Source organism: Aminobacter sp. LjRoot7, assembly GCF_964252895.1.
GTDB lineage: Bacteria > Pseudomonadota > Alphaproteobacteria > Rhizobiales > Rhizobiaceae > Aminobacter > Aminobacter aminovorans_B.
Window position 1 is genome coordinate 118,915 of the sequence record NZ_CAXUPX020000010.1, and the last position, 25,912, is coordinate 144,826.

General features: G+C 64.1%; 28 protein-coding genes and 1 pseudogene. 13 read left to right on the forward strand and 16 right to left on the reverse strand.

Annotated features, from left to right (window positions below):
• Positions 1-24 precede the first annotated feature (24 nt).
• Together ACSQ3E_RS24305 and ACSQ3E_RS24310 are read right to left on the reverse strand one after the other, a co-directional pair.
• On the reverse strand, positions 25-756 hold the full coding sequence (locus ACSQ3E_RS24305; protein WP_436124625.1) for an anti-sigma factor: 732 nt from the start codon (positions 754-756) through the stop codon (positions 25-27).
• Positions 753-1,292 (reverse strand): sigma-70 family RNA polymerase sigma factor, encoded by a 540-nt coding sequence (locus tag ACSQ3E_RS24310; RefSeq protein ID WP_067965623.1) that lies wholly within the window; start codon positions 1,290-1,292, stop codon positions 753-755. The genes ACSQ3E_RS24305 and ACSQ3E_RS24310 overlap by 4 nt, the downstream gene beginning before the upstream one ends.
• Before the next feature lie 179 nt (positions 1,293-1,471).
• On the opposite strand from ACSQ3E_RS24310, the gene argB reads away from it, so the two are divergent.
• Together argB and ACSQ3E_RS24320 are read left to right on the forward strand one after the other, a co-directional pair.
• Positions 1,472-2,374 (forward strand): acetylglutamate kinase, encoded by a 903-nt coding sequence (gene argB / locus ACSQ3E_RS24315; RefSeq protein WP_172582946.1) that lies wholly within the window; start codon positions 1,472-1,474, stop codon positions 2,372-2,374.
• Between the two features lie 159 nt (positions 2,375-2,533).
• On the forward strand, positions 2,534-3,316 hold the full coding sequence (locus tag ACSQ3E_RS24320) for a DUF1194 domain-containing protein (protein ID WP_436124626.1): 783 nt from the start codon (positions 2,534-2,536) through the stop codon (positions 3,314-3,316).
• Positions 3,317-3,324: 8 nt separating this feature from the next.
• On the opposite strand, the gene ACSQ3E_RS24325 is transcribed toward ACSQ3E_RS24320, so the two are convergent.
• On the reverse strand, positions 3,325-3,801 hold the full coding sequence (locus ACSQ3E_RS24325) for an Lrp/AsnC family transcriptional regulator (RefSeq protein ID WP_115733974.1): 477 nt from the start codon (positions 3,799-3,801) through the stop codon (positions 3,325-3,327).
• A gap of 131 nt (positions 3,802-3,932) precedes the next feature.
• On the opposite strand from ACSQ3E_RS24325, the gene phhA reads away from it, so the two are divergent.
• Positions 3,933-4,766 carry a phenylalanine 4-monooxygenase gene (gene phhA / locus ACSQ3E_RS24330; RefSeq protein WP_436124627.1) on the forward strand — a complete coding sequence of 278 codons (834 nt, stop codon included), beginning with the start codon at positions 3,933-3,935 and terminating at the stop codon, positions 4,764-4,766.
• Positions 4,767-4,770: 4 nt separating this feature from the next.
• On the opposite strand, the gene ACSQ3E_RS24335 is transcribed toward phhA, so the two are convergent.
• The 3 genes from ACSQ3E_RS24335 to ACSQ3E_RS24345 form a co-directional block, all read right to left on the reverse strand.
• Positions 4,771-5,676, reverse strand: a complete 906-nt coding sequence (locus ACSQ3E_RS24335; protein WP_310319355.1) for an EamA family transporter — start codon at positions 5,674-5,676, stop codon at positions 4,771-4,773.
• A 122-nt stretch (positions 5,677-5,798) separates the two neighbouring features.
• Entirely contained in the window at positions 5,799-7,295 is a 1,497-nt protein-coding gene (locus ACSQ3E_RS24340; RefSeq protein WP_436124628.1) for an MFS transporter, read from the reverse strand.
• A gap of 389 nt (positions 7,296-7,684) precedes the next feature.
• Complete coding sequence (locus ACSQ3E_RS24345) at positions 7,685-8,446, reverse strand: diguanylate cyclase (protein ID WP_310319361.1); 762 nt, start codon at positions 8,444-8,446, stop codon at positions 7,685-7,687.
• 177 nt (positions 8,447-8,623) lie between these two features.
• Here ACSQ3E_RS24345 and ACSQ3E_RS24350 point away from each other — a divergent pair, with 177 nt between their 5' ends.
• Both ACSQ3E_RS24350 and ACSQ3E_RS24355 read left to right on the forward strand, forming a co-directional pair.
• On the forward strand, positions 8,624-9,334 hold the full coding sequence (locus tag ACSQ3E_RS24350) for a pyrimidine 5'-nucleotidase (protein WP_310319364.1): 711 nt from the start codon (positions 8,624-8,626) through the stop codon (positions 9,332-9,334).
• Positions 9,331-10,176 (forward strand): annotated as a pseudogene (locus ACSQ3E_RS24355) (DUF817 domain-containing protein); the annotation flags it as partial. The gene ACSQ3E_RS24350 and the pseudogene ACSQ3E_RS24355, both read left to right, overlap by 4 nt.
• A gap of 6 nt (positions 10,177-10,182) precedes the next feature.
• On the opposite strand, the gene ACSQ3E_RS24360 reads toward ACSQ3E_RS24355, so the two are convergent.
• On the reverse strand, positions 10,183-11,022 hold the full coding sequence (locus ACSQ3E_RS24360; protein ID WP_310319367.1) for an LOG family protein: 840 nt from the start codon (positions 11,020-11,022) through the stop codon (positions 10,183-10,185).
• 143 nt (positions 11,023-11,165) lie between these two features.
• On the opposite strand from ACSQ3E_RS24360, the gene dapD reads away from it, so the two are divergent.
• The 4 genes from dapD to ACSQ3E_RS24380 all read left to right on the forward strand — a co-directional run bounded on the left by dapD (position 11,166) and on the right by ACSQ3E_RS24380 (position 13,533).
• On the forward strand, positions 11,166-12,020 hold the full coding sequence (gene dapD / locus ACSQ3E_RS24365; RefSeq protein WP_436124629.1) for a 2,3,4,5-tetrahydropyridine-2,6-dicarboxylate N-succinyltransferase: 855 nt from the start codon (positions 11,166-11,168) through the stop codon (positions 12,018-12,020).
• A 70-nt stretch (positions 12,021-12,090) separates the two neighbouring features.
• Positions 12,091-12,444: a DUF805 domain-containing protein gene (locus ACSQ3E_RS24370; protein WP_310319373.1), complete on the forward strand. Its 354-nt coding sequence runs from the start codon at positions 12,091-12,093 to the stop codon at positions 12,442-12,444.
• Positions 12,437-12,808, forward strand: a complete 372-nt coding sequence (locus ACSQ3E_RS24375) for a DUF805 domain-containing protein (RefSeq protein ID WP_310319376.1) — start codon at positions 12,437-12,439, stop codon at positions 12,806-12,808. Before ACSQ3E_RS24370 ends, ACSQ3E_RS24375 begins: the two co-directional genes overlap by 8 nt.
• 23 nt (positions 12,809-12,831) lie before the next feature.
• Positions 12,832-13,533 (forward strand): hypothetical protein, encoded by a 702-nt coding sequence (locus ACSQ3E_RS24380; RefSeq protein WP_436124630.1) that lies wholly within the window; start codon positions 12,832-12,834, stop codon positions 13,531-13,533.
• Here ACSQ3E_RS24380 and ACSQ3E_RS24385 read toward each other — a convergent pair.
• On the reverse strand, positions 13,530-14,543 hold the full coding sequence (locus tag ACSQ3E_RS24385; protein WP_436124631.1) for a 2-dehydropantoate 2-reductase: 1,014 nt from the start codon (positions 14,541-14,543) through the stop codon (positions 13,530-13,532). The genes ACSQ3E_RS24380 and ACSQ3E_RS24385 overlap by 4 nt on opposite strands.
• 113 nt (positions 14,544-14,656) lie before the next feature.
• Complete coding sequence (locus tag ACSQ3E_RS24390) at positions 14,657-16,444, reverse strand: diguanylate cyclase (RefSeq protein WP_436124632.1); 1,788 nt, start codon at positions 16,442-16,444, stop codon at positions 14,657-14,659.
• Between the two features lie 247 nt (positions 16,445-16,691).
• Here ACSQ3E_RS24390 and dapE point away from each other — a divergent pair, with 247 nt between their 5' ends.
• Together dapE and ACSQ3E_RS24400 are read left to right on the forward strand one after the other, a co-directional pair.
• Entirely contained in the window at positions 16,692-17,879 is a 1,188-nt protein-coding gene (gene dapE, locus ACSQ3E_RS24395; RefSeq protein WP_436124633.1) for a succinyl-diaminopimelate desuccinylase, read from the forward strand.
• Between the two features lie 10 nt (positions 17,880-17,889).
• A complete protein-coding gene (locus ACSQ3E_RS24400) occupies positions 17,890-18,486 on the forward strand; it encodes a transporter (protein ID WP_436124634.1) in 597 nt (198 codons plus the stop codon).
• Between the two features lie 14 nt (positions 18,487-18,500).
• Here ACSQ3E_RS24400 and ACSQ3E_RS24405 read toward each other — a convergent pair whose 3' ends face one another.
• On the reverse strand, positions 18,501-19,667 hold the full coding sequence (locus ACSQ3E_RS24405; RefSeq protein WP_436124635.1) for an MFS transporter: 1,167 nt from the start codon (positions 19,665-19,667) through the stop codon (positions 18,501-18,503).
• Positions 19,668-19,715: 48 nt separating this feature from the next.
• On the opposite strand from ACSQ3E_RS24405, the gene ACSQ3E_RS24410 reads away from it, so the two are divergent.
• Positions 19,716-20,255 carry an Lrp/AsnC family transcriptional regulator gene (locus tag ACSQ3E_RS24410; RefSeq protein WP_310319396.1) on the forward strand — a complete coding sequence of 180 codons (540 nt, stop codon included), beginning with the start codon at positions 19,716-19,718 and terminating at the stop codon, positions 20,253-20,255.
• Between the two features lie 3 nt (positions 20,256-20,258).
• On the opposite strand, the gene truA is transcribed toward ACSQ3E_RS24410, so the two are convergent.
• The 4 genes from truA to def all read right to left on the reverse strand — a co-directional run bounded on the left by truA (position 20,259) and on the right by def (position 23,102).
• The gene (gene truA, locus ACSQ3E_RS24415; RefSeq protein WP_310319399.1) at positions 20,259-21,002 is read right to left on the reverse strand and encodes a tRNA pseudouridine(38-40) synthase TruA; all 744 of its coding nucleotides are present in this window, start codon (positions 21,000-21,002) and stop codon (positions 20,259-20,261) included.
• Positions 21,003-21,025: 23 nt separating this feature from the next.
• Entirely contained in the window at positions 21,026-21,535 is a 510-nt protein-coding gene (locus ACSQ3E_RS24420) for a GNAT family N-acetyltransferase (RefSeq protein WP_436124636.1), read from the reverse strand.
• Positions 21,532-22,467: a methionyl-tRNA formyltransferase gene (gene fmt, locus ACSQ3E_RS24425; protein WP_436124637.1), complete on the reverse strand. Its 936-nt coding sequence runs from the start codon at positions 22,465-22,467 to the stop codon at positions 21,532-21,534. Before fmt ends, ACSQ3E_RS24420 begins: the two co-directional genes overlap by 4 nt.
• Before the next feature lie 104 nt (positions 22,468-22,571).
• Positions 22,572-23,102: a peptide deformylase gene (gene def / locus ACSQ3E_RS24430; protein WP_436124695.1), complete on the reverse strand. Its 531-nt coding sequence runs from the start codon at positions 23,100-23,102 to the stop codon at positions 22,572-22,574.
• A gap of 103 nt (positions 23,103-23,205) precedes the next feature.
• Here def and ACSQ3E_RS24435 point away from each other — a divergent pair, with 103 nt between their 5' ends.
• Positions 23,206-24,462 (forward strand): DNA recombination protein RmuC, encoded by a 1,257-nt coding sequence (locus ACSQ3E_RS24435; protein ID WP_436124638.1) that lies wholly within the window; start codon positions 23,206-23,208, stop codon positions 24,460-24,462.
• Here the strand turns inward: ACSQ3E_RS24435 and ACSQ3E_RS24440 are convergent.
• On the reverse strand, positions 24,459-24,860 hold the full coding sequence (locus ACSQ3E_RS24440; protein WP_436124639.1) for a GFA family protein: 402 nt from the start codon (positions 24,858-24,860) through the stop codon (positions 24,459-24,461). The genes ACSQ3E_RS24435 and ACSQ3E_RS24440 overlap by 4 nt on opposite strands.
• A 42-nt stretch (positions 24,861-24,902) precedes the next feature.
• A complete protein-coding gene (locus tag ACSQ3E_RS24445; protein WP_436124640.1) occupies positions 24,903-25,880 on the reverse strand; it encodes a cation diffusion facilitator family transporter in 978 nt (325 codons plus the stop codon).
• Positions 25,881-25,912 lie beyond the last annotated feature (32 nt).

The following is a 25,912-nucleotide window of genomic DNA, read 5'->3' on the forward strand; positions in this document are numbered from 1 at the left end:
GAATTCGGGCAATTATTTCCTGGATCAGATGTCGCGAAGGTCGCCGGCGGCAACGACCGGACCGGTCGGCTGGCCGGTCGGCGAGCCGCCCGTCGGCTCGAGGCTGACGGCAAGGACCGCGCCAGCAGCGAGCTTGGCGCGCATGTCTTCCTTGACCGGCATCTTCATGGTCGTGCCCACGGGAATGACGCCCATCGACACCGGCGGATTGGTGCCTTCGATCATCCAGAGCTCGAAGTCCTTGCCGGCACCACGTTCGCCCGCGACATGTGAAAGGCCGACTTCGCCGGTAGCTGCGTCGTACATGACCATGTACTTGACGTCGCTGCCGTCAGCGGCAAGCGAGGCAACCATGCGCTCCTGCGGCAAGCCGGCGGGCGGGTTGATGTAGGGGACAGCGATATAAAGCGCGAGGGCAGCGACGGCCGCCGTTGCCAGGCCGCGCCAGAAGGCGAGGCTGGCCCACAGGCCTGTAGAGCCTTGCGTGCTTGGCGCCGACGACGTCGCGGTCCCAGAGAACAGCCTGCGGTCGATCGCCGGCTTCACCGAGGCCGGGGCCTCGATCTCCGGGTAGGCCGCGGCGAGCGGGGCGAAATGCACTTCCCACTGGTCGACCATGCGGGCGAAACCAGGCTCGCCATCGATGCGGGCACTGGCCTGACGCCGCTCGTCGGCAGGCAGGACGCCGAGAACGTATTCGGCGGCGACTAGGTCGTCGCCCCCACGTTCCTGTCCATTGTCTTGCGCGAGCGTCATCTTTCCAGACATTCCCTAAGTTTGAGCAGGCTGCGGCGCAGCCAGGTACGCATCGTGTTCAACGGCACGCCGTGGCGGTCCGCAAGTTCGTTGTAACTCTCCCCCTTGAGATAGGCGCCGCGAACCGCGGCGGCCTTGTCCTTTTCAAGTTCCTCCAGGCAGCCATGGATGCGCTCGGCTTCGCCGCCCGCCACTGCTGCAGCCTCTGGCCCCGGCCCCGGATCCGCGACCTCGAGCGCCTCATCGATTGCGAGAGGCGCCTGACGCCGCGCCCGTATGCGATCGATCGCATGATTGCGCGCGATTGCTACAAGCCACGAAATGGGGCTGAGATCAGAAACTGCGAAGCGGTCCGCTTTCGTCCAGATCTTGACGAAGACCTCTTGCAGCGCTTCCTCGGCATCTGCCCTGTCGTTCAATACACGCAGGCAGACGCCGAAAAGTTTCGCGCTCGTCTGCCGGTAGAGCAAATCGAAGGCCGCACGGTCCTTCATCGAGGTCCGAACAATCAGCTTGGTGATGTCCTGCGGCGTCATGACCGCCAAGTTACGTCGCGCAAAACTATTTGCAACTGCTGTTTAGAGTGCCGGGCGACATGCAACCGTTTTCGCGGCGCGTGGGCATGCGTTACATGCGCGCCAGGGCCATCGAACCATTTGCCCCCTGCCCGGTTTCCGGCTAAGACCGCGCCGACCTTTTCCACCGATCCGGGACCATGCCGATGACGACGAACGTCGCCGCCACCGCCGAAATGCAGGCTGCCCTGCTCTCCGCGGCCTTGCCCTATATGCAGCGCTACGAAAACAAGACCGTCGTGGTGAAGTACGGCGGCCACGCCATGGGCAATGTCGAGCTCGGCCGCGCCTTTGCCCGCGACATTGCCTTACTGAAGCAATCCGGCGTCAACCCGATCGTCGTCCACGGCGGCGGCCCGCAGATCGGCGCGATGCTGACCAAGATGGGCATCGAATCGAAGTTCGAAGGCGGCCTGCGCGTCACCGACCAGAAGACGGTCGAGATCGTCGAAATGGTCCTGGCCGGCTCGATCAACAAGGAGATCGTCGCCCTCATCAACGCCGAAGGCGAATGGGCGATCGGCCTGTGCGGCAAGGACGGCAACATGGTCTTCGCCGAAAAGGCCAAGAAGACCATGGTCGACCCCGACAGCAACATCGAGAAGGTGATCGATCTCGGCTTCGTCGGCGAGCCTGTCGAAGTCGACCGCACGTTGCTCGACCTGCTGGCCCGTTCGGAAATGATCCCGGTGCTGGCGCCCGTCGCGCCTGGCCGCGACGGCCACACCTACAACATCAACGCCGACACCTTTGCGGGTGCCATCGCCGGCGCGGTCAAGGCCTCGCGCCTGCTGTTCCTGACCGACGTGCCGGGCGTGCTCGACAAGGACAAGAAGCTCATCGACGAGCTGACCGTCGCCGACGCCAAGGCGCTGATCAAGGACGGCACGATTTCGGGCGGCATGATCCCCAAGGTCGAAACCTGCATCGAGGCGATCGAGCGCGGCGTCGAAGGCGTCGTCATCCTCAACGGCAAGACCCCGCATTCGGTGCTGCTCGAGCTGTTCACCGAGCACGGTGCGGGAACGCTGATCGTTCCGTAAGGAGCGGGCAACCTTCCTCAAAGGACAAAGACAGGCCGGCTTTTGCCGGCCTTGTCGTTTCAAGAACAGGCCTCGTATTCACGAAGCCTTGAAGCGCTGCGGCTTTCCTTTTCCCAGCATTGACGCACACTGACCTCTGGGTCTCTCGGACGACGAACAATGCTGGCTGCGCTGGCACTGATCCTGTGCACGGGTTGCGAATTGCCTGCCACGCCGGTCACTGGTGTGGACGCTGGGATCGTGGATGTCGAACTGGTGCTGGCCGTCGACGTTTCGAGTTCGATGGACGAAGGCGAGTTCGCGCTTCAGCGCGCCGGCTACGTCAGGGCGCTGCGCCATCCCGACTTCATCAATGCCGTGCTGGCGGGCTCCCGAGGCCGGATCGCATTGACCTATTTCGAGTGGGCGGGAACCGTAAGGCCGGAATCGGTCATTCCGTGGCAGATCATCGACGGCGCGGCGAGCGCCGATGCCTTCGCAGCCGCCCTCGCCGTCAAACCTATCGGCGGATCTGGCGGCACCTCGATCTCGAACGCCGTGGCGTTCGGTTCGAACCTGCTGGAGCAAAATGTCTTCCGCGGCGAAAAGAAGGTCATCGACATCTCGGGCGACGGACCGAACAACCTCGGCGCGCCGGTGGAGGTGGCGCGCAACAACGCGGTTGCAAAAGGGATTATCATCAACGGCCTGCCGATCCTCGTCCGGCCGACAGGAAGCCTCGAAGACATCGACCGCTATTACGCCGAATGCGTCACCGGCGGCCCGGGCTCGTTCGTGCTGCCGATCCACCTGGCATCCGAGTTCATCACCGCCATCCGCCGCAAGCTCGTGCTCGAAGTCGGCGGCATCACCGATGCACCCGGCGTCCTGAAAATCCAGGCCCAGAAACCCGTCAACTGTCTCGTCGGCGAACATTACCCGCTCACCTATCCCGACCCTTAGTCCCTCCCCTAACCCCGCAAATGCGCAAGCGGCACGTGGCCGGGGCCCTTGATGTTCTGCAGCACCAGCTGCGTGTGCACGTCGCGCACGCCTTGCAGGCGCATCAGCCGGTGCATGACGAAAGCGTTGAGGTCGTCGACGTTGGGCACCATGACATGCAGCAGGAAGTCGTAGTCGCCGGTCATCGTCCAGCAGGCCGAGACCTCGTCCATGCGCTGCACGGCGGCAATGAATTTTTCCGGCGAATCGTCGCTGTGGCTGACCAGCCTGACCTGGACGAAGACCTCGACCATCAGACCGACCGCGCGCCGGCCGATGCGAGCGGAAAATCCCTTGATAACGCCGGCTTCCTGCAGCGCCTCGAAGCGGCGGGCGCAGGGCGTGTTGGAAAGACCTATCTCCTGCGCGATCTCGGAAACCGGCTTGCGCCCGTCGCGCTGGAGAATGTCGAGCATCCTGATCTCAAACTCGTCAAACTGAGGCATTTTCACTACCCGCTTTGGCAATTTGGGTGAATATACCTCAAATCTCGCAGAGATGCGCGCAAAGAGGTGAATTCCGCTCGACCGCAGCGCTTATGATTCCTCATCAAAGCTGTTTCCGGGGAGGATCAGACATGAGCATCAGCGTTCAAGACTACGCACAGGAATGCGCGGCCCAGGGGCTGCGCGGCGACTACAGCGTCTGCCGGGCGGATTTCACCGTCGAACAGAAATACGACTACAGCCAAGCCGAGCAAGATGTGTGGCGCACGCTGTGCGACCGCCAGACCAAGCTGACCCAGCGTCTGGCGCACAAATCCTATCTCGACGGCATGTCGGCGCTTGGCCTCGTCGACCGCATCCCGGATTTTCACGAAGTTAGCGAGAAGCTGCGCAAGCTCTCCGGCTGGGAGATCGTGGCGGTGCCCGGGCTGATCCCGGCACAGCCGTTCTTCGACCATCTGGCCAACCGCCGCTTCCCCGTCACCAACTGGCTGAGGACGCGCGACGAGCTCGACTACATCGTCGAGCCCGACATGTTCCACGACTTCTTCGGCCACGTGCCGGTGCTGAGCCAGCCGGTGTTCGGCGACTTCATGCAGATGTATGGCGAGAAGGCGACCGACCTGATCGCGCTTGGCGGCGACGAGATGATCACCCGGCTCTACTGGTACACCGCCGAGTACGGGCTGATGCAGGAACCCGGCCAGCCGCTCAAGGCCTTCGGCGCCGGCCTGATGTCGTCCTTCACAGAGCTGCAGTTCGCTGTCGAAAGCCCCGACGCGCACCAGGTGCCTTTCGACATCGAGACGGTGATGCGTACCACCTACGAGATCGACAAGTTCCAGCGCGCCTATTTCGTGCTGCCGTCCTTCGACACGCTGAAGGATGCGTTCCAGAACAGCGATCTCGCCGGTATCATCAAGCGCTGGAAAGCCGAGCAGCCGCGCGATCCCGCGACGGTCTAGGCGCTCAGCCTACGGCGAGCAGCACCAGGATGCCGCCGACGATCAGCACGCAACCGGCTATTTCGAGCCGGTTGATGCGCTCGCGGAAGAAGAAGACGCTGGACGCGAAGGTGAACAGCATCTCGATCTGGGCGAGCGACTTGACGATCGCTGCCTGCTGCAGCGTCATCGCCATGAACCAGCCGAAGGAGGCCGAGGCGCCGACGAGGCCGGTGAAGAGCGCCGGGCGCCAGGCCTTGGCGATGCGAGGCAGCTCGTCGCGCTCCTTCCACAGGATCCAGCCCAGCATGATCAGCGTCTGGAAGACGATGACGACGGCCAGCGTGACTGCCGCCTGCATCATGAAGTTCGGCCCGCCGAGCGAAAGCGACGCCGCGCGGTAGGCGACTGCCGAAATGCCGAAGAACGTGCCCGAGGCCAGCCCGATCAGCGCGTTGCGGCTGAGCACGGAAGTCACCAGCGTGCGCGCGGTGAATGCGGTGTGCGCGACCGAGATCAGCATCACGCCGAAGACGCTGATGGCGATGGCAGCGATTGCGCCTGCCGTCGCGCGCTCGCCAAGGAACAGCAGCCCGAACAAGGCCGCCTGCGCCGGCTCGGTGCGCGAATAGGCGGTGCCGACGGCAAAGTTCCGGAACGAAAACAGGTGGATCAACAGGAAGGTCGCGGCGATCTGGCCAAGGCCGCCGACCACCGCCCAAATGAAGAACGTCCTGTTCAGGGCCGGCAACTCGTAGCCGACGACGAAATGCAGCACGCCGACAAAGGCGAGCGCGAAGGGAAAACCGAAACCGAAGCGCACGAATGTGGCACCGGTGGTGCCCATCACGCCTTTCAGGTGTTTCTGCACCACCGACCGCAGGTTCTGCAGGAAGGCGGCAGCAATGGTGATGGGGATCCACAATGGCATGTCGGTTCAGTGTCAGCTGGAAGGCGGCCGGAGCGGCCGCATGTCCGCCTCTACAGCATCGCCCTGAAATTCGGAATCGATTTTCGGGGTGATGCATTGATCCAGGGAATTGGTCGTCCCCGTCACATCTCCACGGGAAGCGGCTGCCTGTCCTCGACCGTTTGGCCGCGGGTGCCTTGCGGGGTAGCCGGCTTCAGGAAGAACACCATCGCAGCCACCAGGGCGAACGCCACCATCTCATAGACGAGCGCGTGCTCCATGGCGGAGACGAAGGCGACATGCGAAAGCTCGCTCGCCCTCCCGTCCAGGGTCGAGAAGAAGATCTGCCCGGTGACGGCAATACCGAGGGCAGCGCCGATCTGCTGGAAGGCCTGCACCGCGCCCGAGCCCGAACCGGCGTCGCGCGGCGGCACTGTCGACAGCACGGTCTGGAACAGCGACGAGATTGCGATGCCCATGCCGAAGCCGCACATCAGCAGCGGCAGGACAAAATTCCAGTGGTCGACGGCATCGCCGACATTGGCAACGACGAAGCGCAGCCAGCCCATGCCGATGCCCATGACCAGCGCGCCGGCAACGATGCGCCGCTGCGGCCAGCGGCTGCCCAGCCGCCCCGAAATCAGCGAAGCGATCAGCACGCCGATGGGGAACGGCACCGTCGTCAGCCCGGACTGCAGCGGCGTCAGCCCGAAACCGGTCTGCAGGAACACGGCGAGGACCAGGAAGAAGCCGGCGACGCCGGAGAAGAAGGTCATGGTCATCACGGAGCCTAGCAGGAAGTTGCCATTGGTCATCAGGGCCACCGGCAGCAACTGGCTTTTCTCGCCTTTGGCCCGCGCCTTCTGGTGCAGGAAGAAGCTGACCATGGCACCAATGGACAGTGCGATCATCACAAAGGTCCAATGCGGCCAGCCATAGGCGTGGCCTTCGATGAGCGGAAATACCAGCAGGAAGACCGCGGCACTGGCGATCAGGATGCCGAGCGGATCCTGCGTAAGCTCGGGCCGCCCGGGCATATCGGGGATGAGTGCCCGGCCGGCAATCACGGCGGCGATCCCGATCGGAATGTTGACCAGGAAGATCGGCCGCCAGTCGAGGCCGAACAGGTCCGCGCTGATCAGCATGCCGCCGGCAAGCGGGCCGGCGACGGAAGCGAGGCCCGCCGACAGGCCGAACAGGGAGAAGGCGAAGCCGCGTTCCTGCGGCGGAAAGATCACCTGGGTGATCGCCAGCACCTGCGGCATCATCATCGCGCCCGCCAGTCCCTGCAGAACGCGCGCAAGGATCAAGGTCGTCATTGTCGGCGCCAGCCCACACAAGGCCGAAAAGACGGTGAAACTTGCTACGCCGATCAGGAACAGGCGCTTGCGGCCGACCACGTCGCCGAGCCGGCCAAACGGCAGCAGGCCGAGCGCGAAGGCAAGCACATAGGCTGCCACCACCCATTCGATCTGGCTGCTCGTCGCGCCAAGACCCGACTGCAGGCGCGGCAGCGCGACGTTGACGATGGTTACGTCGATCAGGTTCATGAAGCCCGCCAGCAGCAGGATCGCCATCGCGATCCAACGCCTGGGATAGGCGTCTTCGGGCGTCGCCGGCGAGCTATGGGAAAAAGTCATTTCCGATTCCTTTGACTGCGAGAGCCGATCCTTGGACTGCCATCCCGGCCTGCCCGTGAGGCCGCCGAACGGTTCCATGCAGGCATCTGCGTCGAGATCGCATCATGCATGCGGACATATGTCGTTCTGAACCGCCTGGTTTCGACAGGCTCGCAAAAAACGTTGCACCAGCGATGCTGGCTACATCCGAGGCCTACGCGATCGATGTAGGGCGAATCGGCTGGCAGTCTAAGCCCAGGCTCATTTTTGGTCCCGACGTGACCGGACTGTACCGCGATTTTCGTGCAGGATTTTCGTCGAGGCGGATGGTAACGGCCGATCTCAAAAGCAAGAAGGGACGACGGCAAACGCCATCGCCCCGGTCATGTCATGGGCCGATTCGCGCGTCGCTACGCCGCTTCGGGAACGCCCATATCGAAGATGGCACGATTGCGCCCACGACGCTTGGCCTCATAGAGGCGCTTGTCGGCGTTGCGCATCAGTTCGGAAACGTTTGCTTCCGCTTCGCAGTCAGTGCCACCGATGCTGACCGTCAGCGGCACGGCACGCTCGTCGTTTGGCTGGAAGCGAAGTGCCTCGACCTCGCTGCGAATGCGCTCGGCCACCAGCTTGGCTTCGTCGACCGTCGCGCCCACCAAGAAGGCGCCGAACTCCTCGCCGCCGATGCGGCCAAGGATGTCGCCGCTGCGCACGCCGCGGGTGATGGCGGCGGCGATCTGCAGCAAGGCCTGGTCGCCGGTCAGGTGGCCGAAGCTGTCGTTGATCTGCTTGAAGTGGTCGGCGTCGATGATCAGCAGCGCGCCACGATCCGACTTGCGCCTGGAGCCGTCGAGTGCGGCAAAGAAGTTCTCGCGGTTGAGCATGCCCGTCATCTCGTCGCGGCTCGCCTTCTCCGACAGGCGGCGATGTGCGGCGGCGAGCTGAGCGTGGGCCCGCGTCAGGTCTTCATGGGCAAGCTTCAGCTTCCTCTCCTGCAGGAAGGTGAAGAAGCCCAGCGGGGTCGCAATGAACAGCGGACACAGCAAGCACATCAGCCAGGCGATGGCGCCAACTGTTCCCCCCAGCGCCGGCACGATCGTCAAGACCAGTGCAAGCGAACCCAAGATCGAAATCAAGGTCACAGCGGCTGTTTTAAGTACGACGATTTTCATTTCGACTCCCTGCCGGCTTTGAAATGCCAGCATCAACTGAAGGTCATCTTTCAGCGGTAGTTAAAATTTGACCCACCTTGTTGAATCTGGTGTCCTCCGAATTTTGGCCATTGTCGAGAGCCAGACTGGCCTTATGCAGGTGCTTCCAAAATTCTCGAACCGTGGCATAAGGGCGTCATGACCGACACACCCGATCCCGCTCGCTTCGACCACGTCACCGACTGGGTCTTCGACCTCGACAACACGCTCTATCCGCACCATTCGAATCTGTTTTCGCAGATCGACGTGAAGATGACCGGCTATGTCGCGGAGCTTCTGACGCTGTCGCGCGAGGACGCGCGCAAGCTACAGAAAGAGCTTTATCTGGAGTACGGCACGACGCTGAACGGGCTGATGCAGCGCCACGGCATCGATCCCGACGCATTCCTCGAACACGTCCACGACATCGACTATTCCTGGCTGGTGCCGGATCCGGTGCTGGGTGCTGCCATCCGCCAGCTGCCTGGCCGCAAGTTCATCTTCACCAACGGCAACCGCAGCCACGCCGAGCGCACCGCACGCCAGCTCGGCATCCTCGACCATTTCGACGACATCTTCGACATCGTCGCCGCCGGCCTGATGCCTAAGCCGTCGCGCCAGCCCTACGAGACCTTCGCCGCGCTGCACAAGGTCACCGGCGCCAATGCCGTGATGTTCGAAGACCTGGCACGCAACCTGTCGGTGCCGAAGTCGCTGGGCATGACCACGGTGCTGATCGTGCCGCGCAATTTCGAGCCGACCTTCTCCGAGATCTGGGAAAGCGATCCGACCCACGAGGACGACGTCGACTACGTCACCGACGATCTCGCGAGCTTCCTGACCACTATCGTCGAGGCCAACGCCGCTTGAGCCGTTTTACCTCCGTCGAGGCGCGGATCGATGCGGCGGCACATGCCGTGCTCGACCGCCTGCCCGCCGGAGGCTTTTCAGGCGCGGTCGTCGAATTCCTCGTCTTCGGGCTGAAACAAGCTTGGGCCTGCCTGTTCGGAGGCGCCATGCTGGCGCTGATCATGGCAACCAAGCTGTGGTGGCCGGACGGCGCGGCACTGGCGCGCTACGACTTCCTGTTCCTCTCCGCCGTCGCCATCCAGCTGGCCATGCTGGCACTCAAGCTGGAGAAGCCGTCGGAAGCCAAGGTCATCCTGATCTTCCACATCGTCGGCACCGCGATGGAGGTGTTCAAGACTTCGGCCGGTTCGTGGGCCTATCCGGAAGACAGCCTCTTCCGCATCGGCGCAGTGCCGCTGTTTTCTGGTTTCATGTATGCGGCCGTGGGTTCCTACCTCGCCCGCGTCAGCCGCATCTTCGACATGCGCTACACACACTACCCGCCGCTATGGGCGACGGTGCTTCTGTGCGCGGCGATCTACGTCAACTTCTTCGCCCACCACTTCGTCATCGACATCCGCTACGGGCTGTTCGCGGTCACGGCGGTGCTCTACTTCCGCACCGTCGTGCACTACCGCGTCTTCCGCTTCCGCCACCGCATGCCGCTGCTGCTCGGCTTCCTGCTGGTTTCGCTGTTCATCTGGTTCGCCGAAAACATCGGCACCTGGTCGCACGCCTGGATCTATCCCGGCCAGCACGACGGCTGGACGCCGGTTTCGATCCAGAAACTCGGCGCTTGGTATCTCCTGATGATCATTTCCTTCGTGCTGGTGACGCTCGTCCACCGGCCGCGGCCGCTGGACGACGGCTCAAAGGCTGTAGAACTTGGCGATGATGTCCCAAGCCTCGTCGGCGGTGTCGACAAAGTCGATGATGTCCTGGTCGCCAGGCGTGATCGTGCCCTGGTCGGCGAGGAAGTCGAGGTCGATCGCACGCTTCCAGAATGACTTGCCGAACAGGATGACGGGCACACGCTCCATGCGGCCGGTCTGGATCAGCGTCAGCGTCTCGAAGAACTCGTCCAGCGTGCCGAATCCGCCGGGGAACACCGCTACCGCCTTGGCGCGCATGACGAAATGCATCTTGCGGATGGCGAAGTAGTGGAAGTTGAAGCACAGCTCCGGCGTCACATAAGGGTTGGGGGCCTGCTCGTGCGGCAGCACGATGTTGAGGCCAATGGACGGCGCGCCAACGTCGTCGGCACCGCGATTGCCGGCCTCCATGACGCCTGGACCGCCGCCGGTGACGACGACGAACTCGCGATAGTAGGACGCGGCCGAGTGCTGCGAACACAGGCGGGCAAACTTGCGCGCCTCGTCATAATATTTGCTGTTGGCCTCGAGGTTCTTGCGCTGCGTCTCGTTCTTGGCAGCCCAGGCCTCGCCACCCGGTTCCGGGATGCGCGCGCCACCGAACAGGATGACCGTCGAACGGATGCCGCGCTCGGCCAGGATCATCTCGGTCTTGAGCAGTTCGAGCTGCAGCCGCACCGGGCGCAGGTCGCGCTGGGTCATGAAGTCTTCGTCGTTCCAGGCAAGCCTGTAGGTCGAGGCGCGTGTCTGCGGCGTGTCGGGTACGCTCTTGGAACGCTCCAGATCCTCGTCGGAGTGCGGCAGCGGCGTCCAGCCAGCCTTGTCCATTGGATTCATTATATGCTCGACCTCAAATTTCGTTGCCCGCGACATTCCGCGGCGTCACCGCGATTGACCCCCAGATAAGCCTGAAATAGGGTCCGCGCGATTTTATGCCAGCTTAGAAGCCTTAACCTTAACGGCCCGTAACGGAGATGTTTATGTCGAAGCCCGATCTCGCCAGCCTGGAAAAGACAATCGATCGGGCGTTCGAGGAACGCGACGGCATTTCGACGTCGACCCGTGGTGAGGTCCGCGACGCCATCGAGACCGCGCTCGACCTGCTGGACAAGGGTGTTGCCCGCGTCGCCCAGCGCCAGGACGACGGCAAATGGCACGTCAACCAGTGGCTCAAGAAGGCGGTGCTGCTGTCCTTCCGCCTCAACCCGATGGAACTGATCTCGGGTGCGCCCGGCGGCGCCTCTTGGTGGGACAAGGTACCGTCCAAGTTTGACGGTTGGGGCGCTGTCGACTTCGAGAAGGCCGGCTTCCGCGCCGTGCCCTCAGCCGTCGTACGCAAGTCGGCCTTCGTCGCCCCCGGCGCCGTTTTGATGCCGTCCTTCGTCAATGTCGGCGCTTATGTCGACACCGGCACCATGGTCGACACCTGGGCGTCGGTCGGCTCCTGCGCCCAGATCGGCAAGAACGTGCATCTGTCCGGAGGCGTCGGCATCGGTGGCGTGCTTGAGCCGATGCAGGCCGGCCCGACCATCATCGAAGACAACTGCTTCATCGGCGCGCGCTCGGAAGTCGTCGAGGGCTGCATCGTGCGTGAAGGCTCGGTGCTTGGCATGGGTGTGTTCATCGGCCAGTCGACCAAGATCGTCGACCGTGCCACGGGTGAAGTGTTCTACGGCGAAGTGCCGGCGAATTCGGTCGTCGTCGCCGGCTCGCTGCCGGGCAAGCCGCTGCCAAACGGCGACGCGGGCCCGAGCCTCTACTGCGCCGTCATCGTCAAGCGCGTCGACGCCAAGACCCGCTCCAAGACCTCGATCAACGAACTGCTGCGCGATTGATCTTTCACGCGATCCGAAGCAACTTCGACCGGCGCACGATATGTGCGCCGGTTAGCTTCGGAGGGGTGAAATGGACTGGAAGTATCTTCTGACCAGCTTCGATGGTCGCATCAACCGGGCCAAGTTCTGGGCCGGTATCGGCGTCATGATCGCCGTCAGCATCGTCGCCAACCTGCTCGACATGATGCTCGGTCTCGACATCGGCAATTCAGGCGCCGGCGTCATCTCCATCATCGTCACAATCGGCATGATCTATTTCGCGCTGGCAATCTATGCCAAACGCTGGCATGACCGCGACAAGTCGGGCTGGTGGAGCCTGATTGCACTCGTGCCCGTCATCGGCGCCATCTGGATCCTGGTCGAACTCGGCATCCTCGAAGGCACCAGGGGCGCCAACCAATTCGGACCGGACCCACTTGCCTGACAAATCCCAGCTCTTCTGGTTGTTCTTTCGCTTCTCGGGCCGCGTCAACCGCGCGGCCTACCTGCTTGGCTTCCTGTTCATGCTGGTGGTGATGTCGTTCCCGCTCTACCAGTTCATGCGCGTGCATCCCGAAAGCGGCGCGGCGCAGGTCTGGTCGATGCTGTTCGGCGCAACCTTCCTGATCTTCCTGTGGGCGCACATCGCCTTCAGCGTCAAACGCCTGCACGACTTCGACAAGCCCGGCCTGTTCGCGGTCGCGCTGTTCATTCCGGTGGTGTCGATCTTCGCCTTCATCGCGCTGTGCTTCTTCCCCGGCACTCCGGGGCCGAACCAGTTCGGCAACCACACCAACGCACCGCAGTAACAGCAGGCAAAGGGCCGGGTGCGATGTCCTACAGAACGCTTGACCCGGAGAAGATCGCAGACACCGCGCAGTCGCTGGAGGCGCGCATCGGCGACCGTTTCCCGAATTCCGGCCTCGCCAGCGTAGCCTCCGAACTCGTCGTCATGTCACGCGATCTTGCCGCAGCAGCAGAAAGGCTGGCGCGGCCGATCTGGTGGCTCAGGGTTCTCACCTGGTCGGTAATCATACTCGGCGCCGGCATGTTCGTTTTCGTCGGCTCGATCCTGTCCTTCGACCGCATCTCGACCGGCGCCTTCGACTTCGTGCAGGGCGTGGAGGCGACTCTCAACACGTTGATCCTCGGCGGCGTCGGCTTCCTTGCGCTCAACAGCGTCGAGCAACGGCTCAAGCGCAAGCAGATCTTCAAGGAACTGCACGGCCTGCGCTCGCTGATCCATGTCATCGACATGCACCAGCTGACCAAGGACCCGGCGGCCCTGTCGGGCGCCTTCATGCCGACCGCGCATTCGCCGCAGCGGATCAAGGACCCGGCCGAGCTGGCCCGCTATCTCGACTATTGTTCGGAAATGCTGTCGGTCACCGGCAAGCTCGCAGCACTTTTCGCGCAGGCCATCCAGGACGAGGTGGTGACGAGTGCGGTAAATGACATAGAAGACCTCGGCTCCAACCTGTCGCGCAAGATCTGGCAGAAGATCACGCTGATCGAGGCGACGCGACAGACCTAGGCGACCTGCTCCGGCTTCAGCCTGGGCGAACCCTTGCCCCTAGCTTCCGCTTCGCGCACCAGGGCGACGATGCACTCGGTCAGCGCGGCTGGCGTTCCGGCTTTCCGTGCCAGTCCGAGGATGACGCCTTGCAGTGCGTCAATCTCCGTCTTCCGCCGCCGTTCGAGATCCTCCCACATCGACGAGCGCGCCATCGGGTCGATGGCCAGCATGCGCTTGGCCATGCGCAGGAACAGCCAGTCGGGCAGGCGCAGCACCGTCGGCAGCAGCGCGGGCGGCACGGTCGTGACTTTCGCGGGCGCGATGCCATTCGCCTTCATCGCCGCCAGCGCCTCGTCGATCTGGTCGGCGAGGATACGGCGCCATCTAACATCGGCCAGTTGCGCCGCCAAGGGCAATCCGGAGAGCGCGACGAGCGCATTGTTGAGGTTCATCAAAAGCTTGCCCCACTGGACGCCAGGCATGTCGGCATGGGCGGCAACAGCAAAACCTGCGACATCGAGCAGCTTCCGCAGGCTCTCGTCTCCGGCCTCGATCAGCACCGTGCCGGCGCTGGCGCGATGGACATGCAGCGGCAGCTCGCCTTCGGCCGACTGGACGACGTTGAACGGCACCATGCCGGCGATCACCCGGCGTCGGCCGAGCGCTGCCCGCAGCTTGGCCGCGTTGTCGATGCCGTTCTGCAGGCTGACGACGACGGCACTTTCCGGCGCATGTCGCGCGACAAGTTCGGCCATGGCGGCGGTGTCGCCGCTCTTCACCGCAACCAGCACGACATCGGCATCCGTAAGCACTGACGCGTCGACCGTGACCGCGATGGCATCGTCGGCAAGCAGGCGATCGAAACCGTCGATGTCGCTGACCCGCAGGCCACCTGCACGGACTGCATCGGCAACGCGAGGCCGCGCCAACAGGGTCACGTCGCGACCGGCCAGCGCCAGGCACGCCCCGGCGTGGCAGCCAATGCTGCCGGCACCAGCAACGACGATTGTCTGATGATCCCTAGACATGAGCCCTTCCCCCGCTGCCCACTATAAGCGACAGCAGACACGGCGTGGCAATGCCTGCCACACTGCGGGACATGGCATCATCAGTCGTCGACATGCGTTGGCAGGGGAGCGCCTCAGGCGGATTTCCTGATCTCGCTTGCGGCGATCGTACGATTACGGCCACCGGCTTTCGCCTCCAGCAGGGCAGCGTCGGCACGCGTCACAAGTGTTTCGATCGAACCGCCCGTCGGAGACGCCGCCACCCCGACGGAGACGGAAACCGCGCCAAGCACCTTGCCGGCATGGGAGAGCGCGACGCCGCCGATCTTCGCCCGCAACGTGTCGGCAAGCGCCACGGCCTCCGCCTCGCCGGAGGACGGCAGCAATGCCGTGAACTCCTCGCCGCCGAAGCGGAAGGCATCGCCTGACGACGCACAGGCCTCGCGCAGGGACTGCCCGACGAATTGCATGACAAGATCGCCGGCGTCATGGCCGAACTGGTCGTTGAAGCGTTTGAAATGGTCGATGTCGATCATCAGGCAGGCAAGCTGCTCGTCCCTGTGGTCCCGGGCGTAACGCCGCAGCGTCTCGTCGAGGAACCGGCGGTTGAACAGGCCGGTGAGCGGATCGCTCACGGCAAGTGCCGTCAGCTTTTCCTGCAATTGCAGATTGGCAATGGCGAGGCCGACATTTTCGGCGATTAGTTCGAGGTAGAGTCGCGGCCCCGCTGGTTCGAGCGAGCCATCTACACGCTCTTCGAGATAGAGCAGCCCGATCATGTCGCCCTGGGCCGTCAGCGGCACGCAGAGCGTCGCCACACCGGGCGGATCTACATGCTGGCACGGAACATCAGCGCCATTGACGCCGCTGTGGTGTGAGCGGCCGCGCCGCAGGCCCCAGCAAGCGGCGGCCGGAAACTCTGCCGGCGAGTGTTCCGGGTCATGCCACAGGCCGACGCGCGTCAGCGACGTGTTGCCTTCGTTGAGGATGTAAAGGCAACCGGCGAGGTCGGGGAAGATCTGCGGCGCGAAGCGCACGACCACATCGGTCAGTTCGCCTTGGTCGCGGCATGCTTGCACCCGGTGCATCATCTGGAGGATGAGGTCCTTCATATGCTTGTCGGCAAGCCGTTCGGCGTCGAGCTTTTCGCGCTCGATCAGGTTCGTACGGAACCCCTCGATGGCGTCGCTCATCTCGCCGATTTCGTCGGCCCGGCGTTTGACCGGGACCTCGACGCTGTAATCCTGCTTGGCGAGACGGCTGACGATGCCGGTCATGTGGCGCAGAGGCGTCGCCACCCGCAGGCTGAGAACGAAATAGAGCACCGCCAGAAACAGCGCCCCTGTGGTCGCCAGCATGATCTTGGCGACCAGGCTCCACCAGTTGCTGCGGTCGCGAGCCGCTTCAAGCGCTGCGGTCGTGCGTGCAGCGGTCAGGTCGCGAAAATGGGTGACCGTCTGAAGCAGCGCATTCTGGACCCTTTCGTGCTCGGCGCCGAAAAGGGCTTCCTGCGCGGCCGTCTTGTTTCCACCCTGATAGGCCTCGATGGCGGCCGCCTCGAGCTTGTCCAGTTCCTCCGCCTGGGCGTCGATCTGCTGCAGCGCCGCTGCTTCCGCAAGTGCGGGATTGCGTGCGGCCAGTTCCGATGCGACGGCCTCCAGCCGCCGTTCGGCAGCCTCGTCGGCGCGGAATGCCTGGAGATGGCGCGCCTCGCCGCGCATGACGTACAGCCTCGCCTCGTCGCTGCGCGCTTCGGCGCCAAGTGCGAGCTCTTCGGCCAATGTATCGAGTGTGAGATGCTCCTCTGCCGCAGCGCGCTCCTGAAGGGCGCTGTTGGACGACAGGATGAACGAAACGCCGGAAAGCGCCGTCAGGACGACAGTGATGCCGTATGCCCAATGGGTGATCGTGGCGATTCTCATGCCGCTATGATGCCAGCCGCTGCTTGCAGGAGATTTAAGAACAGACCTAAAAATCGCTGGTGTCGTCGGCACCCGCTCCCGGGACCGGCGTCGTACCGTGTCAGTGTGCTTCACCGCTCGCGGCCGCCAACCGCACCCTCGCCCTCCTGCAGAGAGGTCGTGACAGCTTTTGCGAAGCTGGAGGCCGATGTGGCTGGTACAATCGACCGTCGTGACAGGAACCGGCGATTCGATTATCGCTGTGGCCATGAAGCTGCCTACAGATCCCGCCGAGAACCTCGCCACCCTCATCCGCTGCCCGTCGGTTACGCCGGCCGAAGGCGGTGCGCTGACGGCGCTTGAGACCATGCTGAAGCCGCTCGGTTTCGCCGTCGACCGCCCGACCTTCTCCGAGGACGGCACGCCAGATGTCGAGAACCTCTATGCCCGCCGCTCGGGCAACGGGCCGCATCTGATGTTTGCCGGACATACCGACGTGGTGCCGGTCGGCGACGAGGCGGCGTGGAAGCACCCGCCGTTTTCGGCAGCGATCGACAATGGCGAGATGTATGGCCGTGGCGCTGTCGACATGAAGGGCGGCATCGCCTGCTTCATCGCGGCGGTCGCCCGTCACGTCGAGGCCCATGGCGGTCCCAAGGGTTCGATCTCGCTGCTGATCACCGGCGACGAGGAAGGCCCCTCGATCAACGGCACAGTCAAGCTGCTCGAATGGGCGGCCTCGCGCGGCGAAAAGTGGGACGCCTCGCTTGTTGGCGAACCGACCAACCCCGATGCGCTCGGCGACATGATCAAGATCGGCCGCCGCGGCTCGATTTCGGCCACCATCACCGTCAATGGCAGGCAGGGCCACGCCGCCTATCCGCACCTCGCTGACAATCCGGTGCGCGGGCTGATGACGCTGGTCGACGCGCTACTCAACCCGGTGTTCGACAAGGGCACCAAGGATTTCCAGCCGTCGAACCTGGAGGTCACCACCTTCGACGTCGGCAACCCGGCGACGAACGTCATTCCGGCGAAGGCGACCGCCAGCTTCAACATCCGCTTCAACGACACCTGGACGGCCGAGACGCTGCAGGCCGAGATCCACAACCGGCTGGACAAGGCGAGCGGACGCAAGAAATACCGCAAGGGCCGCAAGGAGCCGATCGAGTTCGAGCTGATCTGGCGCGACCGGCCGAGCCACGTCTTCCTGACCCGCAACGACAAGCTGATCGAGGCACTTGCCGGTTCGATCAAGCGCGTCACCGGGCGCAAGCCCAAGCTGTCGACGACGGGCGGCACCTCGGATGCGCGCTTCATCAAGGACTACTGCCCGGTCGTCGAGTTCGGGCTTGTCGGCAAGACCATGCACATGGTCGACGAGCGCGTGCCGCTTGCCGAGCTTGAGCAGCTGACACAGGTCTACCAGCAGTTCCTCGCAGACTGGTTCGGATGACGAAGCCCTGATGCTGGCAAGCGATGAAATCGAGCAGAATCTCGCGGGCGCCTGGCGACTGATGCTGGGCAAGGCCGATGGCCTGCGCCAACTCGATCTCAGCGCCGACGGCTTCTGGAACTCGTTCTTCGCCATCCTGGTTGCCGTCCCTGCCCTCGTCGTCGGCTGGGCCGGAGTATCAAACGACGTAGCGCTGGAAACGGCGACCTTCGCCGGCCGTTTCGGCATCGTCGTGCGGCTGGCCATGGTCGACATCGGCGCATGGGTCCTGCCGCTGATTGCACTGGCGCTGGTGGCGCCGCGTGTCGGCATCGGCGACCGCTTCGTCCATTATGTCGTCGCCAGCAACTGGACGTCGGCGATCATCGCCTGGCTTATGCTGCCGGCGGCGCTTGCCCGCATGCTGTTTCCGGCGGCTGAGAACGTTGTTTCGCTGCTGTCGCTGGCGGTGTTCGCGCTGGCGATGGTGTTCACCTGGCGCATGACCAATGCGACCATCGGCAAGGGCGCGGCGATCGGATCGGCCGTTTTCGCTGGCATGTTCTTCGTGTCGCTGCTGGTGCTGTTTTCGCTGCAGACGCTGCTCGGAATCCAGCTGCCGGCCTGAGCCAGCAATAGAGCTCAGCGCCAGGCAGCCGCCGCTGCAGCCAGCATCAGCACTGCCGCGACAACTGCCGAAACTGCAAAGCCGTAGTTGGCGTAAAGCGGGCCGAAGGCAGTGGTGCCGACCGACACTGCGAGATAGGTCACCGCGCTGTTCAGCCCCATGATGGTGCCACGCCTGCTGGGATCGAGCGCGGACAGGCGCATGACCAGCACGTTCAGACCAAAATGGTTGCCCAGTCCCCACAGGGCCATGGTGGCGATCAGCACGGCGAAATTGCCCGCAACTGCTGATATCAGAACGTAGATTGCCGCCACGCCGAGATAGGCGATGGGCATGACACGCCGGGCGCCGATCCGGTCGACGATGCCGTCAAGCAGAGCCGCTGCGCCGAAACCGATGCCGTAGGAAATGGCGGCAAGGCCGCTGCTGCTGACCGGGCGCCCGAGCGCCTCGTGCAGATGGTCGCCGAGATAGCCATAGACGCCATAGAAAGCCGTCATGAAGGCGCCGCAGGCGATCAGCAGTGGCACGATGCCGGGCGTTGCCAGCGCCCCAAGCGGCGCGGGCGCGACACCGCCAGCAGGCTTGTCGTCGGCCGACATCGCCGAAATCGCCGCCAATGCGACCGCAGCTAGCAATGCCACCGCGCCGAATACCGCGCGCCAGTGAATGAGGTCAGCAAGCACGGCCGACAGCGAAACGCCGGCTACCATCGACAGCGTCCAGCCGGTCAGCACGACGCCGATTGTTCCGCTCTCGCGGCCGGGCGGCGCGACTGCGGTGGCGCTGGCATAGATCGCGGGCAAGGCTATGCCTGCCGCGATGCCGGCAAGCAGTTGTGCCGCGACCAGCACGATGACCAGAGGTGCCGCGGCACTCGCCACGAGGGCTAAGGCCAGCAACGCCAGCGCCCGCTGCAGCATGCGCTTGGCGCCGATGCGGTCGATGTAGCGGGCAAGGAACAAGGCACTCGCCGCAGTGCCCAGTCCGAACGCCGAGGCAGCCGTCATGACCACCGGCACGGAGCTGCCAAAGCCGGCGGCAACCTCGGGTGCGATCGGGCCGAGGACCAGCGAATTGGAGCCGATGACGGCGATGCAGCCCGTCAGCAGATAGGCAGCCCGCGGAATGCGGGCAACAGGCTCGGCAGCGAGAGGAAATGTTTGATCAGAGTTCGACATTGGCGCATATTCGCCGAATGATGTTCAGCTTCAACGGAGAATTTCCGGATGGGTGAAGAAACAGACGCCATTCGGCAGAACCGCTTGCCGGAGCGTTCGATCGATGCCGCCGACCGAAGGCTGTTAGGCGCACTGGTCGAGGACGCGACGGTCTCCTACGCCGAACTGGGCGAGAAGGCCGGCATGTCAGCGCCGGCAGCGCACGAACGGGTCAAGCGCATGCGCCGATCCGGCGCGATCCGCCAGACGGTTGCGATGGCCGATCCCAGGTCCGTCGGCAAGCCGCTTTTGGCCTTCGTCCATGTCGACACGAGGGGTTGGGGTAAGACACCGGAACTGATGGCCGTATCGTCGTTTCCGGAGGTCGAGGAGATCCACACGGTCGCCGGCGATGCCTGTATCCTGCTCAAGGTACGGACCGAGGACACACGCGCGCTGGAAGGGCTGCTCGCCCGCATCTACGACACGCCGGGCGTGACCTCGACGCGCAGCTATGTCGTGCTGTCGACCTATCTCGAACGGCCTGTTCAACCCGGCATCACCCAGGACTGGCCGGCGCCGAAGCTCGGCACGAATCCAATCTACTAAGGGTTAGTAGTCGACGCCGCTGAGATAGAGCCCGTCGGGCGGCGCGACCTGGCCACAGGCGGCGCGGTTGCGCGCTTCGAGTGCTGCCTTGAGGTCGTCGGCCGTCCAGCCGCCCTCGCCGACCCGCTTCAGGCTGCCGACCATCGAGCGGACCTGGTTGTGCAGAAACGAGCGCGCCGACGTCCTGACCTCGATCATCTCGCCGGTACGCGTCACGTCGAGCTGGGCGAGCGTCCTCAGCGGGCTGTTGGCCTGGCATTGGGTCGAGCGGAAGGTGGTGAAATCGTGCCGGCCGAGCAGAAGCTTGGCGGCATCCGCCATCGCCTCGTGGTCGAGGCGCTTGGGCACCCACCAGACCTTGCCGCGCTCGAGTGCCGCCGGCGCACGGCGATTGAGGATGCGGTAGATGTAATGCCGGCCGGTGGCGGAGAAGCGGGCGTCGAACTCATCCGGCACCTGCCTAGCGGCGAGCACCGAGACGGTTTCGCCGGCCATCTGCAGATGCGCGTTGACGGCGTCGCGCACCTTGTCGTCGGCCCACTCCTTGGTCAGGTCGGCATGGGCGACCTGCGCGGTCGCATGCACGCCCGCGTCGGTGCGGCCGGCGCCACGCAACGAGATTTCGTCTCCCGAGAACTTCAGGATCGCCTGCTCGATCGCCGCCTGCACAGTGTGCAGCCCGGCCTGCCGCTGCCAGCCGGCATAGGCGCGACCGTCATATTCGAGATCGAGGCGATAGCGCGGCATGTTCGGGTGATAACTCCGGCCGCTTAGGCGGCCAGAGCGGTGCCGAAAGCCGAGGCATAGACCAGCTTGCCTGATACGGGCGCATCACCCCAGGCAAGCGCCTGCAGCGCGTCGCACTGGTAGTCACTCTCGAACCCTGCTGCCCGATCGTGGCTATAGCCGAAGCGGCCGTAATAGGCCGGATCGCCAAGCACCACGGCCAAAGTTTCGCCGGCGTCCTTGAGGCGGATGTGGGCTTCGCGGACCAGCGCGCCACCGATGCCGGTGCCGTGGAAATCGGGCTCAACCGCAAGCGGGGCTAGTGCGACAGCCGGAACCGTCCTGCCGCCGTTCTGGATGTAGAGCCTGGAAAACAGGATGTGGCCAACCACATCGCCATCTTCCTCGGCCACCAGTTCGACGATCGCGTCGCCTTCGGCAACCAGCGCATCGACGAGACCGGCCTCGGCCTGCTGCCCGAAGGCGTGTTCTTCGACGAGGCGGATCGCCTCGCGGTCGCGGGGCGTAGCCGCCCGGATCGACATCATGCTCATGACAACTTCATTCCTTTTTCGATCTTGGCACCGCGCAGGAATTCATCCGCGGTGACGGGTTTTCCTCCCGCCCTTTGCACCTCGACCAGCCTGACGGCAGCTTCGCCGCAGGCAATCTCCAACCGGTCGTCGAGAACCGTTCCCGGCTCTCCTTGTCCAGCGGCGCGTTGCGAGCGCAATATTTTCAAGCGCTCGGTTCGTCCGCCGATTTCGATTTCGCACCATGCGCCGGGGAATGGCGACAGGCCGCGGATATTGTTGTCGACCGCCGTCGCCGGCAAGGTCCAATCGATCCGCGTCTCCGCTTTATCGATTTTTTTGGCGTAGGTCACGCCTTCCGATGGTTGCGGCACTGTTTCCAGCCTGCCCGCTTCCAGCTCTGCGAGAGCCTCGACCATCAGCGAAGCATCTGCCGCCATCAGGCGGTCGTGCAGCTCACCGGCCGTCATGTCGGGTCCAATCGCGACTTTTTCAAGTCGCGCCACCGGTCCGGTGTCCAGGCCCTCTTCCATCCGCATGACCATCATGCCGGTCTCCGCGTCGCCCGCCATGATGGCGCGCTGGATTGGAGCCGCCCCGCGCCAGCGCGGCAGAAGCGACGCGTGGCCATTGTAGCAGCCCAGTCGCGTACCCTGAAGAATGGCCTTTGGCAGCAGCAAACCATAGGCGACGACGACAGCAACATCGGCCTTGAGCTCGGCAAAGACGGCCTGCTCGGCCTCGCCTTTCAGCGACAGCGGCGTGCGCACCTCGATGCCCAGCCGCTCGGCCTCGCGCTGCACCGGCGACGGCGTCAACTCCAGCCCACGCCGGCCAGCGGCGCGCGGCGGCTGCGAATAGACGGCGACGACATCGTGGCCTGCGTCCGCTATCGCACGCAGTGTCGGCACCGAGAAATCCGGCGTGCCCATGAAGATGACGCGAAGGCTCATTCTGTTCCGGCTGTCCAGTTTCAAGACCCCGGACGGCGTCTGCCGACCGTTCAGGCCCTCGCTTCAAACGGGTTTACGAGCCTGAGGTCAAGTCCGTCGAAGAATCACCCCACCATGCGGCTCGGCGGGCGGTCCTTGGCGAGCTTCTTGAACTTCTTCATCACCATGTCGCGCTTGAGCTTGGAGATGTAGTCGATGAACAGCACGCCATCCAGATGGTCGATCTCGTGCTGCAGGCAGGTGGCCAGAAGGCCGGTGGCTTCGACTTCCTGCTCCTTGGCGTTCTCGTCGAGATACTTGACCCGCACCTTGGCCGGGCGCTCGACCTCGGCATAGTAGTCCGGGATCGACAGACAGCCTTCCTCGTAGATCGAGCGGTCGTCGCTGCGCGAGACGATCTCGGGATTGATGACCGTCATCGGCGCCGGCTCCTCGCCTTCCTTGGCAAGGTCGATCACCAGCATGCGCAGCGGCTCGCCGACCTGGATGGCGGCAAGGCCGATGCCCGGCGCGTCATACATGGTGTCGAGCATGTCGCGCGCGAACTTGCGGGTGGCGTCGTCGATGCGCTCGACCGGCTTGGAAACCAGGCGCAGGAGCGGATCGGGCAGGATGATGAGCGGCTTGATAGTCATGCGCATCAACTAAGATGTCGGACGAAAACCGTCAACAGGGCTCGATCGTTGATGTTCCCGTTTTGATCTGACCCTTTGGTGCGAATCGGCTATGGTGCGCGCCATGAACGAGCTTTCCAGCATCCTGTCCTCCCCCATCGCCCAGCTTGGCGCCTCCGTGCTCACGCTCGGGCAAGCGCTGTTGTTCGCGGCCATACTGTTCGTCGCACTGCTCGTCGTGCTGATGGTTGCCCTGTGGCGCTCGGCCAAGGCACGCGCGGTTGCTGCCGCGGAGGCCGCCGACCACGCCCGCGATGCCGAGGCCCGCATGGCGGGCATCCTGCAGGCGCAGGCGGAGATGCAGGGCCGGTTGGGTACGGTGGCGGAAATCTTCGGATCGCGCCAGGCGGAGCTCACCCAGTCGCTCAGCCAGCGGCTCGACGCCATGACCGGCCGCCTTGGCCAGACCATGGCCGATCAGACCAAATCGACGCATGAGAGCCTGGCGAAGCTGCAGGAGCGGCTGGCGGTCATCGACACCGCCCAGGGCAACATCCAGTCGCTCGCCGGCCAGGTGGTGCAGTTGCAGGCGATCCTGTCCAACAAGCAGACGCGCGGCGCCTTCGGCCAGTCGCGCATGGAAGCGATCGTCGCCGACGGCCTGCCGCTTGGCGCCTATGAATTCCAGGCGACGCTGTCGAACAACAACCGGCCGGACTGCCTGGTCAAAATGCCGAACGGCGCGCCGTCGCTGGTGATCGACGCCAAGTTTCCGCTCGAGGCCTGGAACGCGATCCGCGCCGCGGCCGATGCCGAGGGTGCGGCGGATGCACAGAAATATGCCGCCCAGGCGTTCCGGCGCGACCTCGAGGTCCACATCAAGGCAATCGCCGACAAGTACCTGATCTCAGGCGAGACCCAGGACACCGCCTTCATGTTCGTGCCTTCGGAATCGATCTTCGCCGAGATCCACGAGAACTTCGAATCGCTGGTGCATCGGGCCCACCGCGCCCGCATCGTCATCGTCTCGCCGTCACTGCTGATGCTGTCGATCCAAGTCATCCAGGCGATCCTCAAGGACGCACGCATGCGCGAACAGGCGCACCTGATCCAGGGCGAGGTCATCCGCCTCATGGAGGATGTCGGCCGCCTCGACGAACGGGTGCGCAAACTACAGACGCATTTCGGCCAGGCCTCGAAGGATATCGACGACATCCTCGTGTCGTCGTCCAAGGTCACCAAGCGCGGCGAAAAGATCGAGGCGCTGGAGTTTGGCACCGGCCATGCCGGCGAGGCTGAGGAAGCGCCCCGGGTGCCTGCGGCGCGTGCGGCCGATTCCAAGACCGGCCAGCTCCGCCTGCGCGTCGTCGAAGAAGATTAGGCCTTCTCCACCGTCTCCATGCCGTCGAACTCCGGCAGCCAGTGCAGCGCCGAGCGATGCCAGACCTGCTTGCGGGGCACTAGTTGCTCGCGCTGGTCCGAAGTGCCCGTCCTCAGCCCATAGACCTTGGGCCCATCGCCGACCGAGGTGGCGAACAGGTGCGAGCCGCATTCGGGGCAGAAGCCCTGGGCGCGCTTGTTGCCGCTTTCGCCAACTTTGACATAAATCTTCGGCGCGCCCGAGAACGCGATCTTGTCCTCCGGCACCGGCACGGTGACGCGGAAGGCCGTTCCAGTCAGCTTCTGGCAGTCGGTGCAATGGCAGATCGCCGTCTTCTCCGGATCGACGTCGGCCTTGTAGGTGATGGCGCCGCAATGGCACCCGCCTTCGATCTTCACTTCGAACTCCTCCTGTCCTGCAACGGGTGATTCCGCGGCACACTAGCCGCCCTCGGGCACCGGTGTCTCCGCCTCAGCGTTCACGATCCGGTCACGGCGTTCCGTCCAGAGCCGCGATGTCTGCGGCTTGACGAACACCGACGTCACCTCGCGAATCTCGGCCTTGAGCTTTGCCTCCAGCCTTTCGACGCAAGCTTCGATCTCGGCGGCCGAAATGTGATCGACGAAATCGAGGCTGAGCCCGGCAACGACCTGCTCCGGCCCCAGATGCACAGTCAGCACGCCATTGGCTTTCTCGACGGCGGGATCGGCCTGGGCAATCGCCAGGATCGCCGCCTGGACGTCAGGCGAAGCCGGCTCGCCCATCAGCAAACCCTTGCTCTCGCGCGCCAGGAACACCGCCGTCGCGCCCAGGATCAGGCTGATGCCGATCGAAGCGGCGCCATCGAGCCAAGGCTGCTCGAAATAATGCGCGGCAAAAATGCCGGCAAAGGCAATGACCAGACCGAGCAGTGCCGCGCTGTCTTCGAACAGCACGGTGTAGACGCTCGGGTCCTTGCTGCGACGCACCGCCTGGATGTAGCCGAGGCTGCCCTTGCTGCGGCGAAACTCCTTGAGCGCCACCAGCCACGAACCGCCCTCGAACACCATGCAGGCGCCAAGCACCACATAGTTGATCAGCGGGTTCTCGATCGGCTCGGGGTGGAGCATGTGGATGACGCCTTCATAGAAAGCGACGCCGGCACCGAGCGCAAACACCAGCAAGGCTACGATGAAGCTCCAGAAATAGAGCTCGCGGCCATGGCCAAGCGGGTGCGTGATGTCAGGCGGCCTGGCAGCGCGGTGCAGCCCGTAGAGCAGCAGCAGCCCGTTGCCGGTGTCGACCAGCGAATGCACACCTTCCGACAGCATCGCCGAGCTGCCGGTGAAGGCCGCGGCGACGAACTTGGTGACGGCGATCAGCAGATTGCCGGCAATCGCCGCGAAGATCACAAGCCTGGAGCCGGAATGTCCTGCCATCGGTCCCTCACCCGTGCGACTGTAGCGAGCGC

Bases quoted from the DNA above. Each gene is read 5' to 3' on its own strand.
- ACSQ3E_RS24305 (WP_436124625.1), bottom strand. From the start codon at position 756: ATGACGCTCGCGCAAGACAATGGACAGGAACGTGGGGGCGACGACCTA.
- ACSQ3E_RS24310 (WP_067965623.1), bottom strand. From the start codon at position 1,292: ATGACGCCGCAGGACATCACCAAGCTGATTGTTCGGACCTCGATGAAG.
- argB (WP_172582946.1), top strand. From the start codon at position 1,472: ATGCCGATGACGACGAACGTCGCCGCCACCGCCGAAATGCAGGCTGCC.
- ACSQ3E_RS24320 (WP_436124626.1), top strand. From the start codon at position 2,534: ATGCTGGCTGCGCTGGCACTGATCCTGTGCACGGGTTGCGAATTGCCT.
- ACSQ3E_RS24325 (WP_115733974.1), bottom strand. From the start codon at position 3,801: ATGCCTCAGTTTGACGAGTTTGAGATCAGGATGCTCGACATTCTCCAG.
- phhA (WP_436124627.1), top strand. From the start codon at position 3,933: ATGAGCATCAGCGTTCAAGACTACGCACAGGAATGCGCGGCCCAGGGG.
- ACSQ3E_RS24335 (WP_310319355.1), bottom strand. From the start codon at position 5,676: ATGCCATTGTGGATCCCCATCACCATTGCTGCCGCCTTCCTGCAGAAC.
- ACSQ3E_RS24340 (WP_436124628.1), bottom strand. From the start codon at position 7,295: ATGACTTTTTCCCATAGCTCGCCGGCGACGCCCGAAGACGCCTATCCC.
- ACSQ3E_RS24345 (WP_310319361.1), bottom strand. From the start codon at position 8,446: ATGAAAATCGTCGTACTTAAAACAGCCGCTGTGACCTTGATTTCGATC.
- ACSQ3E_RS24350 (WP_310319364.1), top strand. From the start codon at position 8,624: ATGACCGACACACCCGATCCCGCTCGCTTCGACCACGTCACCGACTGG.
- ACSQ3E_RS24360 (WP_310319367.1), bottom strand. From the start codon at position 11,022: ATGAATCCAATGGACAAGGCTGGCTGGACGCCGCTGCCGCACTCCGAC.
- dapD (WP_436124629.1), top strand. From the start codon at position 11,166: ATGTCGAAGCCCGATCTCGCCAGCCTGGAAAAGACAATCGATCGGGCG.
- ACSQ3E_RS24370 (WP_310319373.1), top strand. From the start codon at position 12,091: ATGGACTGGAAGTATCTTCTGACCAGCTTCGATGGTCGCATCAACCGG.
- ACSQ3E_RS24380 (WP_436124630.1), top strand. From the start codon at position 12,832: ATGTCCTACAGAACGCTTGACCCGGAGAAGATCGCAGACACCGCGCAG.
- ACSQ3E_RS24385 (WP_436124631.1), bottom strand. From the start codon at position 14,543: ATGTCTAGGGATCATCAGACAATCGTCGTTGCTGGTGCCGGCAGCATT.
- ACSQ3E_RS24390 (WP_436124632.1), bottom strand. From the start codon at position 16,444: ATGAGAATCGCCACGATCACCCATTGGGCATACGGCATCACTGTCGTC.
- dapE (WP_436124633.1), top strand. From the start codon at position 16,692: ATGAAGCTGCCTACAGATCCCGCCGAGAACCTCGCCACCCTCATCCGC.
- ACSQ3E_RS24400 (WP_436124634.1), top strand. From the start codon at position 17,890: ATGCTGGCAAGCGATGAAATCGAGCAGAATCTCGCGGGCGCCTGGCGA.
- ACSQ3E_RS24405 (WP_436124635.1), bottom strand. From the start codon at position 19,667: ATGTCGAACTCTGATCAAACATTTCCTCTCGCTGCCGAGCCTGTTGCC.
- ACSQ3E_RS24410 (WP_310319396.1), top strand. From the start codon at position 19,716: ATGGGTGAAGAAACAGACGCCATTCGGCAGAACCGCTTGCCGGAGCGT.
- truA (WP_310319399.1), bottom strand. From the start codon at position 21,002: ATGCCGCGCTATCGCCTCGATCTCGAATATGACGGTCGCGCCTATGCC.
- ACSQ3E_RS24420 (WP_436124636.1), bottom strand. From the start codon at position 21,535: ATGAGCATGATGTCGATCCGGGCGGCTACGCCCCGCGACCGCGAGGCG.
- fmt (WP_436124637.1), bottom strand. From the start codon at position 22,467: ATGAGCCTTCGCGTCATCTTCATGGGCACGCCGGATTTCTCGGTGCCG.
- def (WP_436124695.1), bottom strand. From the start codon at position 23,102: ATGACTATCAAGCCGCTCATCATCCTGCCCGATCCGCTCCTGCGCCTG.
- ACSQ3E_RS24435 (WP_436124638.1), top strand. From the start codon at position 23,206: ATGAACGAGCTTTCCAGCATCCTGTCCTCCCCCATCGCCCAGCTTGGC.
- ACSQ3E_RS24445 (WP_436124640.1), bottom strand. From the start codon at position 25,880: ATGGCAGGACATTCCGGCTCCAGGCTTGTGATCTTCGCGGCGATTGCC.